Source organism: Stenotrophomonas africana (genome assembly GCF_013004645.1).
Taxonomy (GTDB): Bacteria; Pseudomonadota; Gammaproteobacteria; order Xanthomonadales; family Xanthomonadaceae; genus Stenotrophomonas; species Stenotrophomonas africana.
Window position 1 is genome coordinate 17,085 of record NZ_JABEME010000019.1, and the last position, 12,392, is coordinate 29,476.

The 12,392-nt window shown below is 67.7% G+C and carries 12 protein-coding genes; 4 read left to right on the plus strand and 8 right to left on the minus strand.

Going from position 1 to position 12,392, the window contains the following annotated elements; all coding sequences use genetic code 11:
• Positions 1-7: 7 nt before the first annotated feature.
• Together HLA98_RS19925 and HLA98_RS19930 are read right to left on the minus strand one after the other, a co-directional pair.
• Positions 8-349 carry a hypothetical protein gene (locus tag HLA98_RS19925; RefSeq protein ID WP_004153024.1) on the minus strand — a complete coding sequence of 114 codons (342 nt, stop codon included), beginning with the start codon at positions 347-349 and terminating at the stop codon, positions 8-10.
• A 124-nt stretch (positions 350-473) separates the two neighbouring features.
• Positions 474-1,649 carry a thiolase family protein gene (locus tag HLA98_RS19930; RefSeq protein WP_057499278.1) on the minus strand — a complete coding sequence of 392 codons (1,176 nt, stop codon included), beginning with the start codon at positions 1,647-1,649 and terminating at the stop codon, positions 474-476.
• A 183-nt stretch (positions 1,650-1,832) separates the two neighbouring features.
• On the opposite strand from HLA98_RS19930, the gene HLA98_RS19935 reads away from it, so the two are divergent.
• Positions 1,833-4,679, plus strand: coding sequence for an autotransporter serine protease (locus HLA98_RS19935; RefSeq protein WP_057499279.1), 2,847 nt, complete (start codon positions 1,833-1,835; stop codon positions 4,677-4,679).
• Positions 4,680-4,726: 47 nt separating this feature from the next.
• Here the strand turns inward: HLA98_RS19935 and HLA98_RS19940 are convergent, their stop codons facing one another.
• A complete protein-coding gene (locus HLA98_RS19940; protein WP_057499280.1) occupies positions 4,727-5,824 on the minus strand; it encodes a Glu/Leu/Phe/Val dehydrogenase dimerization domain-containing protein in 1,098 nt (365 codons plus the stop codon).
• Between the two features lie 279 nt (positions 5,825-6,103).
• Between HLA98_RS19940 and HLA98_RS19945 the strand changes: the two genes are divergently transcribed.
• The gene (locus HLA98_RS19945; RefSeq protein WP_057499281.1) at positions 6,104-7,180 is read left to right on the plus strand and encodes an HDOD domain-containing protein; all 1,077 of its coding nucleotides are present in this window, start codon (positions 6,104-6,106) and stop codon (positions 7,178-7,180) included.
• Between the two features lie 3 nt (positions 7,181-7,183).
• On the opposite strand, the gene HLA98_RS19950 is transcribed toward HLA98_RS19945, so the two are convergent.
• From HLA98_RS19950 to HLA98_RS19960, 3 genes are all read right to left on the minus strand, one after another.
• Positions 7,184-8,776, minus strand: a complete 1,593-nt coding sequence (locus HLA98_RS19950; protein WP_057499282.1) for a phospholipase D family protein — start codon at positions 8,774-8,776, stop codon at positions 7,184-7,186.
• Between the two features lie 91 nt (positions 8,777-8,867).
• Positions 8,868-9,566 carry an RNA pseudouridine synthase gene (locus HLA98_RS19955; protein ID WP_057499283.1) on the minus strand — a complete coding sequence of 233 codons (699 nt, stop codon included), beginning with the start codon at positions 9,564-9,566 and terminating at the stop codon, positions 8,868-8,870.
• Positions 9,567-9,613: 47 nt separating this feature from the next.
• Positions 9,614-10,114 carry a M48 metallopeptidase family protein gene (locus tag HLA98_RS19960; RefSeq protein ID WP_043035443.1) on the minus strand — a complete coding sequence of 167 codons (501 nt, stop codon included), beginning with the start codon at positions 10,112-10,114 and terminating at the stop codon, positions 9,614-9,616.
• Between the two features lie 62 nt (positions 10,115-10,176).
• Here HLA98_RS19960 and HLA98_RS19965 point away from each other — a divergent pair, with 62 nt between their 5' ends.
• On the plus strand, positions 10,177-10,734 hold the full coding sequence (locus tag HLA98_RS19965; RefSeq protein ID WP_049443888.1) for a DUF2058 domain-containing protein: 558 nt from the start codon (positions 10,177-10,179) through the stop codon (positions 10,732-10,734).
• 106 nt (positions 10,735-10,840) lie between these two features.
• Entirely contained in the window at positions 10,841-11,107 is a 267-nt protein-coding gene (locus HLA98_RS19970; protein ID WP_014647974.1) for a DksA/TraR family C4-type zinc finger protein, read from the plus strand.
• 459 nt (positions 11,108-11,566) lie between these two features.
• Here HLA98_RS19970 and HLA98_RS19975 read toward each other — a convergent pair whose 3' ends face one another.
• Both HLA98_RS19975 and HLA98_RS19980 read right to left on the minus strand, forming a co-directional pair.
• A complete protein-coding gene (locus HLA98_RS19975; RefSeq protein ID WP_080354789.1) occupies positions 11,567-12,160 on the minus strand; it encodes a mechanosensitive ion channel domain-containing protein in 594 nt (197 codons plus the stop codon).
• A 37-nt stretch (positions 12,161-12,197) separates the two neighbouring features.
• Positions 12,198-12,377, minus strand: coding sequence for a hypothetical protein (locus tag HLA98_RS19980; protein ID WP_005410570.1), 180 nt, complete (start codon positions 12,375-12,377; stop codon positions 12,198-12,200).
• Positions 12,378-12,392 lie beyond the last annotated feature (15 nt).

The following is a 12,392-nucleotide window of genomic DNA, read 5'->3' on the forward strand; positions in this document are numbered from 1 at the left end:
GAAGTTATTACTTCTTGGCTTCTTCAGCAGCGTCCTTGGCCTTCTCAGCGGTGCCTTCAGCAGCCTTGGCAGCGTCAGCAGCGGCGCCGGCAGCGGCGTCGGTGGCAGCAGCGCCAGCCTGGGCAGCAGCGTCAACCGAAGCGTCAGCAGCGGTGGCGGCGGTGTCAGCGGCCTGCTGGGCAGCGTCGGCGGTCTGGGCGCCAGCAGCGGCGGCCTGGTCGGCAGCAGCCTGGGCTTCGGTGGCGGCTTCGTTGGCCGAAGCAGCGGCGTCCTGGGCAGCTTCCTGCTTCGAGCAGGCGGCCAGGGCCAGAGCCAGGGACATCGCGACCAGCAGCTTGTTGATGCTCATTGTGTAAATCCTCGTCGTTAGAATTAGGCAACGCGCATGCTGCGCGCCGACAACATGATGACAAGCCAAGATTGGGTGTCAAGCGATCCCGCATTCATTTTTGCGAAATCATCGTTAAATCCATTTAAATCAATTCGATGGCGATAGCCGTTGCTTCGCCACCGCCGATGCACAGGGTGGCAATGCCGCGCTTGCCACCGCGCGTGCGCAGGGCGTTGACCAGCGTCACCACCAGGCGCGCACCGGAGGCACCGATCGGATGGCCCAGTGCGCAGGCGCCGCCATTCACGTTGAGCTTGTCATGCGGGATGCCCAGTTCGCGCATCGGCGCCATCGCCACCACGGCGAAGGCTTCGTTGATTTCGAACAGGTCGACCTGGTCCAGCGACCAGCCGGTCTTCTCCAGCAGCGTGTGCAGCGCACCGATCGGCGCGGTGGTGAACCACTCCGGCTCCTGCGAATGGGTGGCGTGGCCGACGATGCGGGCCAGCGGGGTGATGCCGCGCGCGGCCGCGTCTTCCTCGGTCAGCAGGACCACTGCAGCGGCGCCGTCGGAGATGCTGGAGGAACTGGCGGCGGTGACGCTGCCATCCTTCTTGAAGGCCGGGCGCAGGGTCGGGATCTTGGCAATGTCGGATCGGCCGGGCTGTTCATCGGTAGCGACCTCGACCTCACCCTTGCGGGTGGCGACCTTGACCGCGACGATCTCGTCGGCGAATGCGCCGTTGGCCTGCGCGGCCTGCGCGCGCTTGACCGATTCGATCGCGTAGGCGTCCTGCTCTTCGCGGCTGAACTGGTACTTGTCCACGGCGCATTCGGCGAATTCGCCCATGGCCTTGCCATCGTAGGCGTTGACCAGGCCGTCGTGGGCCATGTGGTCGACCGCCTGGAAGTTGCCGAAGCGGTTGCCGGTACGCGAGTTCGGCAGCATGTGCGGGGCGTTGGACATCGACTCCATGCCGCCGGCAACCACGATGCGGGCCGAACCGGCCTTGATCAGATCATGGCCAAGCATGATGGTCTTCATGCCCGAACCGCACACCTTGTTCAGCGTGGTGGCACCGGTCGACAGCGGGATGCCGGCGGCGATCGCCGCCTGGCGGGCCGGCGCCTGGCCGAGGTTGGCCGGCAGCACGCAGCCCATCAGGACTTCAGAAACGTCGCTGGCCGGGACACCCGACTGCTCCAGGGCGGCGGCGATGGCGGCCGCGCCAAGGGTGGGGGTCGGCACGCCATTGAACTGGCCGAGGAAGGAGCCGATGGCGGTGCGCTTGGCGGCGGCGATGACGATGTTGGACATGGCAATCTCGTTGATGCGTAAGCAATGTTCGGAAAGGAGACCGGGGGCCGTTGGATGTGCCCGGGTTTCCCGGCAGACTGCGTGGGGGTCGGCCCAAGTATAGAGGGTCGGGGAGGGCCGCCGCTGAGCGCGGCCGCACGCCTGCCGGGATGAAGGCAGGACAACGTACATGGGAAGGAATCGATGGAACGCACGATGATGGTGAGGTCTGCCCTGGGAACCGCGCTGGCCGTGGCGCTGACCGCCTGCGGCGGCGGAGGCGGGGGCGGCAGCAATGTGCGTGTCGATCCGCCGCCGACCACGCCTGTGCCACCGACCACGCCGCCTCCCACCACGCCGCCGCCGGCCAAGCCGCAGGAGCCGGCCTTCGATGCGCATCTGTCAGTCACCAACGCGCGTGCCGCACAGGCTGCCGGCCTGACCGGGCAGGGCGTACGCATCGGCATCGTCGATTCGGGCGTGCAGCGCAATGCGGTGGCCTTGAACGGGCGGGTGGTCGCCAACCTGAATTACATCGACCCGGCCAAAAACAACCTGGGTGTCGACGACGTGGTCGGGCATGGCACGGCCGTCGCCAGCCTTGCCGCCGGTGCGGCAGTAGGGTCCTGGCCGGGCGGCATCGCACCGGGCGCGCAGATCGTGTCGGCACGGATCATTTCCGACAAGCCGCCGACCGATGACGGCAGTGGTCGCGGCAATGCCTTCAGCGGCCCGCTGGGCGTGGCCCAGGTCCACCAGGACCTGATCAACTACAACGTGAAGGTGATGAACAACTCGTGGGGCGGCCTGTACTGGACCGACCTGCCGACCACCGCGCAGGTGGCTGCCGAATACCGGCCGTTCGTGATCAATCACGGTGGCCTGGTGGTGTTCGCCGCCGGCAATGATGGGCGCAGCGAGCCGAGCAGCCTGGCTGCGTTGCCCAGCCAGAAGGGCGTGGCCGGTTCACTGCCTGCAGCCGATCTGGAGCGTGGCTGGCTGGTGGCCACGGCGGTGGATCCGTATACGCCCGGCGCACTGGCCGGCTATGCCAATGCCTGCGGGCAGGCGGCCCGCTACTGCCTGGCGGCGCCGGGCAGCGCGGTCTACCCGGATGCCAATGGTGGCAGCTACTACTGGAACTACGGCACGTCTTTCGCTGCGCCACTGGTTTCGGGTGCGGCGGCCCTGGTCTGGCAGCGCTTCCCGTACTTCGGCAACGATCTGGTCCGGCAGACCCTGCTGGGCACCGCCAAGGACATCGGCGCCCCGGGTGTGGATCCGGTGTTCGGCTATGGCCTGCTCGACATCGGTCGTGCGATCAACGGTCCGGGGCGCTTCGACTGGGGTGACGTGGTCGCCAACGTGGATCTGGCCTCGACCGGCTCGGCGTGGCGCAACGATATCGTCGGCAGCGGCGGCCTGGTCAAGCAGGGCGGGGGCACCCTGGTGCTGGCCGGCAACAACAGCTACACCGGTGCCACCCGCATCGAACGCGGCATCCTGTCGCTGCAGAACGGTGGTGTGATCCGTTCCAACGTGACCATCCTCGGCCAGCCCGATCCGGATTCGACCGGCCTGCAGTTCAACGGTGGCACGCCCCGCGTGATCGGCAATGTGGTCAACGGCAGCAGCGTATTCCTCACCAGTGGCAACACCACAGGCACGATCGAGGGCAACTACGTCCAGCAGGCCGGTGGCCAGCTGATGATCGCGCTCGGCGCCAATGCGCTGCAGGTCACCGGAAATGCTGCGATTGACGGCGGTGTGCGCGTGCACGGCTTCGTTTCCGGCTACGTGCCACAGAACGGCAGCCGACAGGACCTGATCCATGCGGCAGGCGGACTCAGTGGCACTTTCAGTACGCCGGCTACCTCCAGTGGCCTGCAGGGCCTGTCGCTGCTGCAGAGCAGCTATGGCTACGACAGCAACAACGCCTGGTTGAACCTGACCCAGGTCAGCGTCACCGCCGCGGCCAGCGGCCTGGGGGCGTCCGCGCAGGCCGCTGCGCAGCGTCTGGAGGGTGCATTCGCAGCGCTCGACAAAAACGCAGGCCTGCAGGGATCGGCCTTTGGTGCAGCGGCCGGCGCCCTGCAATGGACCGGCGGTGGCAATGACGGTCTGGCCGCCAGCCTGCAGAGCCTGTCCGGTCAAGCGCACGCGCGTGCTGAAGCGGCCACCTTCGACAGCATCGACATGTCGCGGCGTGCGATTGCCGAGCGCTTCGATCGTGTACAGGCCGCACCGCGCCTGCGCGGGAGCTGGCAGAGCGCGCTGGGCGAGGCCGGTCAGGGCAGCTTTGCCGGCAACGCTGCCGAGAGCCGTGGCTGGATGGCGGGCCAGGACCTTCCGTTGGGCAGCAACGGCCTGATGGGTGTGGCCTTTGGCGAGACCCGCAGCAACGGTGGCAGCAGCTTCGGTGGTGACCGCGGACGTGATCGCCAGGCGCAGGCGCAGCTGTATGCCGGCTGGAACCTGGGGCGTGGCTACGCACTGGCCCAGGTCGGAAGTGGCCAGTTCACCCGCGCGTTGGACCGCCAGCTGCTGCTGGGCGCCGGCGCGTACGGCGTGTCTGCGCGCTACGGCGGCCGCTTCAGCAGTGCCAGCGTCGAAGGCGGCTATCGCTTCGGTCGCGCCGGGGCGTCGTTGACGCCGTATCTGGGCGCCAGCACCACGCGTGTGGATACCGATGCCTTCAATGAGCTGGGCGGTTTCGGCTTCGGCCTGCGGGGTGAAGCCAATCGCGTGCAGCGCAGCCAGATGCTGGCCGGTATCCGCGGCGAGCGTGGCTGGGGGCGTTGGACGCTGCGTGGGCATGCCGAATGGCAGCAACGACTTGATGGTGCGGATGCGGACTGGCAGGCCAGCTTCGTCGGGGTCGATGCCTGGGCGCCGCTGGCGGGCTGGAACGCGCCGCACGGCAGTGCGCTGATCGGCGTGGCGCTGGAATCGTGGTGGGGCCGCACTGGCCGCCTGAGCCTGGGCTTCGACCAGCGCGTGGGCGGCGAGGGCGCGCGCCAGGCGGCGTTGCGCTACAGCACCGGGTTCTGAGTGGGCGGTCGCGCCGGGACGTCAGCCCCGGCGCGACATCGGCAGCCTCAGCCGCCGCGCAGATTGCCCAGGCGCGGGGTGCTGCGGCCCAGCGGCATCTTCAGCTTGCCGATCGACAGGATGCGGCTTTCGGCGATGCGGTCGGCGGCACGCTGCGGCGCGATGTTCTCGCGCTGCGACAGTTCGAAGATGCGGGTGAGGTTGTGGTAGATGCTGCGGATCAGGCGCATCGCGCGTTCGCGGTTGTAGCCATCGATCTCCAGCGACACGTTCATCACGCCACCGGCGTTGACCGCATAGTCCGGCGCATACAGGATGCCGCGCGCATGCAGTTCGTCGCCGATATCCAGGCTCGACAGCTGGTTGTTGGCGGTGCCACAGATGATCTTCGCCTTGATCCGCGGCAGGGTGTCGGCGTTGATCGCGCCTTCCAGCGCGCACGGTGCGAACACGTCGGCGTTTACCTCGTGGATCTCGTCCGGCTTGACCGCTTCGGCGCCGAAATCGCTGACCGCGCGATCAACCAGCGCGCTGTCCAGGTCGGTGACGTAGAGCTTGGCGCCGCGGTCGCGCAGCAGCTTCACCAGTTCCATGCCGATGTGGCCCAGGCCCTGCACGGCGATGCTGGTCTTGCCCACTTCCTCATGGCCGAACTTGAAGCGCATCGATGCCATCAGTGCCTGCAGCGCACCGTAGGCGGTGAACGGGGCGGGATCGCCGGAGCCGCCATGGACCTGATGCACGCCGGTCACGAACTGGCTCTCCAGGTAGATGTTCTCCATGTCGTTGACGTCGGTGCCCACGTCTTCGGCGGTGATGTAGCGCCCACCCAGCGAGTCGACATAACGGCCGAAGGCGCGGAACAGCACCTCGGTCTTGTCCACCTTCGGGTCGCCGATGATCACCGCCTTGCCGCCGCCCACGTTGAGGCCGGCCAGCGCATTCTTGTAGGTCATCGTCCGGCTCAGCCGCAGCACGTCGGCCAGCGCCTCGTCGGTGCTGGCATAGGGGCGCATGCGCACGCCGCCCAGGGCCGGGCCCAGGGTGGTGTTGTGGATGGCGATGATCGCCTGCAGGCCGGCATCGTGGTTGTGGCAGAACACCACCTGTTCGTGGCCGGTGGTGGCGAGGGTTTCGAATAGCATGGCGTCTCCGATGGCGCGAACAGCGGCGAACTGCAGCGAACGGCCAGTGAACGGTAGGGTCCCAAAAACAAAAAAAGCGACGTCGTCGGTGCAGGGAGACGGGTCGCGCGGCGCCATTCTAGTCCATTCCCCCGGCCGCTGCCGTCGACATCGGCGGCCTTCCGGTTAAAGAAGATGAAAGTGCGGCCGATGCTGCGACGACGGCGGGTGGCCGGATTCGTGTGAAGAGGCAGGGCAGTCAGTGACGGCACGGGCACCACAACGACAGGGCGGGCGGCGATGACGGCGGCCTGGTGGCGATCGCTGCGCGGCTGGCTGGCGCGCTCGACCGGGGCCGCGCCGTCCCGCTTGGCGGCTGTATCGCGACAGGCAGTGGCGGCAGCGGCTGCGAGCCTGCAGGGTGAAGCTCTGCCGTCTGCGGAGATCGCTGCACATCTGCAACGCGGCCTGCACGCGTTGGCGCTGTACCCAAGACTGGCCGGTGAGCCGACGCCGGTACAGGATCCGGCGTTGGGGGACGCGGTGGCACGTGCGCTGCAGGACCGCGACTGGGCCACCCGGCAGCTGCCGCGTCGCCCGCAACTGCTGCCGCAGCTGATCCAGACCGTCAACGACGATGCCGCCTCCGCGCGGGTGATGGCCGCGATCATCGGCCAGGACCCGGTGCTGACCGGCAACCTGCTGCGCATCGCCAACAGCCCGGCGTACAAGGTGCACGAGCGCCCGGTGGAAAGCCTGCAGCGTGCGGTGACCCTCGTCGGCACCGAGGGGGTGCGCCAGATCATCAGCGCAGTGCTGGTGCAGCCGGTGATGCAGGTGCAGTGCGAGGTGTTTCCGCAGTTCAGCACGATCATCTGGGAGCACGCACTGCTGGCCTCGCGCGCGGCTGCAGACCACGCACGCACGGTCACCTTCGGTGATGCCTTCGCCGCGCAGTGGCTGGGCCTGGTGCAGGGCCTGGGGTCTGCGCTGGTGATGCGCCAGCTGCTGCAGGAAGCCCAGGCACGCGGTGAAACCGTGGAGCCGGCGCTGGCCCTGCAGCTGCTTCAGCAGTGGTCGTTGCCGCTGGCGCAACGGGTGGCGGCTGCCTGGGAGCTGCCCGAGCCGGTGCACCAGGCGCTGTTGCCGGAGGCCGAGGGCCCGCTGGCCGACAGCCTGCGCCTGGCCAGCGCGGCCGCAGCGGCCAGCCTGTTGTGCCGGCATGGGCATGCCAGCCAGAGCCGCATGCTGGCCCTGCTGGAGCAGTTGCCTGCGGCACCGCCGCTTGCATTGCGCTGGATCTGGCGGCGCCTTCATGGGCGCAGCGTGGAAACGCTGGATGAGGCCGGACAGGACGAGGCCAATCCAGCGATCTGAGCGCTACAGTTGCGATTCCACCGGCAGCCAGCTGATCACTCGCGACATCCAGCGCTTGCGCGCCGTTGCCCCTGGCTCGGCCTCCACCCAGTGCGGTGGTGGCTCGCGCTCCAGCCAGCGCAACCGACGACGATCGTCCAGCGCCAGCCACCAGCTGTGCCTGGGATCAGCCAAGCGCAGGTACTCGTCCCGCAGCTGTGCGCCCAGCACCGGATCGTCGAACAGCACGCCCATCTCGGTGTTCAGATAGGCCGAGCGCGGGTCGAGGTTGAACGAACCAACAAAACCGCGGCAGTCGTCGACCAGGAACGCCTTGGTATGCAGACTCGCGCCGCTGCTGCCGAACACGCCGGCATCGCCGGACTGCCCTTGTGCCTTCAGTTCGTAAAGGTGGACGCCGGCTTCGAGCAACGGCACGCGGTAGCCCATGTAGCCACCGTGTACGGCGGCGACGTCATTGGCGGCCAGTGAGTTGGTGACCACGCCGACCTGCACGCCCCGCCCGGCCATGGCCGAAAAGCCATCCAGGCCCTCGTTGCCGGGAACGAAGTAGGGCGAGATCAACAGGGCCTTGTGCCTGGCGGCCTGCAGCTCGCTGATGAGGGTCGACACCAGCCAGGCAGCGCGATCGTCCTTGCGGTGCTTCATCGGCGGGTCTGACACGATGCGCACTGCACCGCTCCAGTGCAGCGGCTCGGGGCTCGGTCGCTGCCGCTTGCGCGATTCGGCCACGCGCGCAAGGTAGGGCCGGGCCACGTCCCGCTGCGCCTCATGATCCGATTCGCGGACCAGCAGGCGCAGCTGCGCATCGGTATGGAAGGCAAGCGCCGATACCGGAATGGCAGCTTCGCTGTTCCAGTAGTCGTCGAAGATACGGTTGGCCTGCTCCACGGCGGGGCCGGCGACCAGCAGATCCAGGTCCTGGAAATTCACATCGTTGCGTGCGCTGAAGTACTCCTCGCCGATGTTGCGGCCACCGACGATCGCGACCCGGCCGTCGGCAATCCAGCTCTTGTTGTGCATGCGATGGTTCACGCTGAAGAAGCGTTGCACCATCTCCACCATGCGCAGGATGCCAGTGCGGTTGCGGAAGGGGTTGTACAAGCGGATCTCGATGTTCGGATGCGCATCGAGCGCCATCATCAGCGCGTCCTTGTCCTTGGCATTCATGTCATCGAGCAGGATGCGCACGCGCACGCCGCGCTCGGCGGCGTCATACAGCGCCTTGGCCATCAGGTGGCCGATCAGGTCGTCGTGCCAGATGTAGTACTGCAGGTCCAGGCTGCGGCCTGCGTGCGTGGTGATCATCGCGCGTGCGGCGAAGGCATCCATGCCATCACTGAGGAACGCCACGCCGGACTGCCCGGGGTGGGCGTCCTGCAGCGGCACGATTTCCTGGTCGATACGGGTCTGCGCCGGCTGCAGTGGCAGTACCTGCGAGGGCGCGCCCTGCGCCTGTGGCGTGAGATGGTCGGCCAGCAGCAGCCCGGACAGGACCAGCAGCAACAGCGCGGCGAGGAGGATTGCAGCGATGCGCAGCAGGCGTCGCCACAGGGGCTTGGGCAGGCTCATGCCCCGATGGTAGATCCACGCCATGCGCGGATGAAAGCCAGCCGACCCATTGCAGTAGATCCATACATGCGTGGATGGCTGCTCCAGGCAATATCACACCCTGCGTGGATGGGCCTCAGAACCGCTCGTCGCTGCCCAGGTAGCGCCACTGGCCCGGCGGCAGCGGCCCCAGCGCCACGCGGCCAATGCGCAGACGGCGCACCGCTGTCACCTGCAGCCCGGCGGTTGTCACCGCTGCACGCAGGCCCTTGGCGGTGAGCCCCTTGCCGGCGAACCGCAGCCGCTGTTCGCTCTGCCAGCTGACCTTGCCGCCGCCGGCCTCCTGCTGCAAGCGCGCCATCAACCAAGGCCCGCGCTCTGGGCCGCCCTCGGCCACTTCGATCAGGTATTCCTGCTCAGTGCGGCCCAGATTGCGCTGCAGATGCGCCAACGTGGCCGGATCCTGGCTGACCACGACCAGCCCGCTATCGGCCGCAGGCAGCGATGCGGCCAGCTGCAGGCCGTGGAAATGCCGCTGCAGCGGGCGGATGTCGCTGGCATCGAGTTCGCTGCGGCTGTCACTGCTGACCAGCGCACACAGGGTCTCGGCGGCAACGCCGGCCGGCTTGTGCAGCAGCATGCTGACCCGCTCGGCCTTTTCATCGCTGGCCTGCTCGGCCACGACAATCTCGGCGCTGTCATCGACCGGGCGCTGCGGCTGTTCCACCACCTCGCCATTGACCGTGACCCAGCCGCCTTCGATGTAACGTCGCGCTTCGCCGCGCGGGATGCCGAGCAGGGCGGACAGGCGTTTGTCGAGACGGATCGGTTCCATGGCGGAAAGGTCAGGCAGGGGGCGCGCAGTGTAGCCGCTGCGGCCGGTCAGCGCTGGCCGCGGTTGGCCAGCTCGGTCAGGTACAGGCGGGTATCGAACTCCAGCTGCAGGTAATCCGGCTCCATGTGCTGGCACAGCTGGTAGAAGGCCTTGTTGTGGTCGGCTTCCTTCAGGTGGGCCAGTTCGTGCACCACGATCATGCGCAGGAAGGCCGCCGGTGCCTGGCGGAACACGGTGGCGATGCGGATCTCGCGGCTGGCCTTGAGGCGGCCGCCGTGCACGCGGGAAATGGCGGTATGGGTGCCCAGGGCGTGCTTGATCACTTCCAGCGTGTTGTCGTAGCAGACCTTGTTGAGCGGCACCGACTTGCGCAGGTAGCGGTCCTTCAGCTCCTGCGTGTAGTCGTACAGCTGGCGGTCGCTGCGCACCTCGTGCGGGTCGGGGTAGCGCTGCTGCAGCCAGGGGCCGAGCTTGCCCTGCGCCAGCAGTTCGCTGACCTGGGCGACCAAGGGTTCGGGATAGCCGGTGAGGTACTTCAGGACTGCCATGCAGGGGCGGCGGGGCGTCGGTAGAATGGGGCATCCAAGATTACACGCGGTACGCACCGACCATGGCAAAGCCCAACGCGTTGCAGGAACAATTGCTCAAGGCCGGCCTGGCCAAGAAGTCGCAGGCCAGCGCTGCCGCGAGCGCGCAGGCCAAGGCCCGGCAGGGCAAGGCCGAATCGACCTCGGCCGACGTGCAGCGCGAGGCTGAACGGGCCCGCGCCGAGAAGGTCGAGCGCGACCGCGCGCTGGCCGCCGAGCGCAACGCCCAGGCCAAGCTGGCTGAACAGAAGGCGCAGGCGAAGCAGATCATCACGGCCCATGCCGTGCCCCACAAGGGCGATGACGAGTACCGCTTCAGTGATGGCGCGGCGATCCGCACCCTGCTGATCGACCCCAAGCTGCGCAAGGCGCTGTCGGTGGGTGTGCTGGTCATCGTCGCCCATGGCGAGGGCTACGCCCTGCTGCCGCGAGTCGCCGCCGAGAAGGTGCGTGAACGCGCGCCGGAAGCGATCATCGTCGACCACGGCCAGCCGGGCTCGACCGCCGAGATCTCCACCGGCAACGCCGAGGACGACGCCTACTACGCGCAGTTCCAGGTGCCGGACGACCTGGTCTGGTAAGGCGCGGCTGAACCGGCGGCTACGCCCGCCGGGCACGGCCCCGCGCTACCGTTTGCGGCGCAGTGCATCGTCCCCATATCAGGCGACACACCTGCGGAGGATGGCCATGGCCACCGGTTGGGCGGGAGATGGCGCGGTCCAGGACCAGATCGACGCCACCGTCGACGATGCGATCGCCCGCGCGCGGCGCCAGCTGCGCGAGGGGCCCGGTCTGGAACACTGTGAGGAATGCGACGCGCCGATTCCGTTGGCGCGGCGCCAGGCTGTGCCTGGTGTGCGGCTGTGCGTTGCGTGCCAGCAGGCGCGGGATGACGAAGACCAGGCGCATGCCGGGTACAACCGGCGTGGCAGCAAGGACAGCCAGCTGAGGTAAAGGGGTGTTTTATTGCAGGGCTGCGCCCTGCACCTGCAGAAGCAACGTCAACATCAAAGGCTGGCTTTCCGTGGGCTGGCGGGGTGAGTTCGGTTGAGGGGGACGCCGTAAACCCATCCATGGGGGCTTGGTCGCGCCATCCATGGCGCTCACACCCCCTCAACCGGACCCACCCCGCCTTCGACAGATTTCCGCGATCTGTTGGAACCTGCTGCTGATGGTGGGTGCCGACCAACGGTCGGCACCCACCAACAGCGCGCGGAATCTGTCAGAGGTGGGGCGGTGTGGGTGGGCAGGACCGTTGGCGCCATGGATGGCGCCATCGAGCCCCCATGGATGGGTTTACGGCGTGTCCTGACCACCCACACCGCCCCGCCATCCCACGGAATGCCGCTCTTGATCTTGCTTCGGCTTCGGCCTCTGCAGGTGCAGGGCGCAGCCCTGCCGAAAACCCCACCCTCAGCCGTCGCCCTGGATGCCGCCCGGTGCCTGTGCCGGGTCGCGCCAGCGGCGCACCGTGCGCTGGAAAAACAGGTTGTTCGGCAGCTGCAGCACCGTGCCCTCGTGGCCGTCGCCGGTCTCCTGCAGGGTGGTGTAGATCAGGTTGACGTCGATCACCCGGCCCTTCAGGCCCGGCTTCTCGCCGTTCTCCAGCACCTCGATGTAGTCATGCAGGCGGAACGGGCGGGTGGTGAAGATCAGCAGCGTGCAGAAGATGTTGGACAGCACGCTCCACGCCGCGAAGAAGGCCACTGCGCCCACGGCCGCGAAGCCGGTGAACGCGGTCCACAGTACCGACGGCGATGCGCCGAGCAGGCTGAGGATATATAGCACTGCGCTGAAATAGACCACGAAACTGCTGATCCGGCGTGCGCCCATCGCCATCTCCGGCGGCAGTGTGTAGTGCTCGGCGAAGCGGCGGATCAAGCGCCGTGCCAGCACCCGCAGCAGCCACGCGGCCAGCAGGGTGAGCAGGATCTTCGCGGCGATTCCGGCGTCGTGGAGCCAAGGGTAGGTCCAGGCCGGCAGGTGATCCTTCAGCGACAACATCATGGGGGGTGACGACAGGTGGCAATAACGGCCCCCGATGTTACCCGGCGCGTGCGGGGGATTCGACCGCCGGGGTCCAGGCCAGGCACACCAGCTCCTGGCGGTGCTGCTGCAGGCAGGCGCGGCCGTTGTCGGGGCGCAGCTGCAGTGACAGGCCCAGCGCCTGCAGCAGGACGCAGGCAGCGATCACCAGCAGGGCGGCGCAGGATGGGCTGGACATGGCAGGACTCCCGGA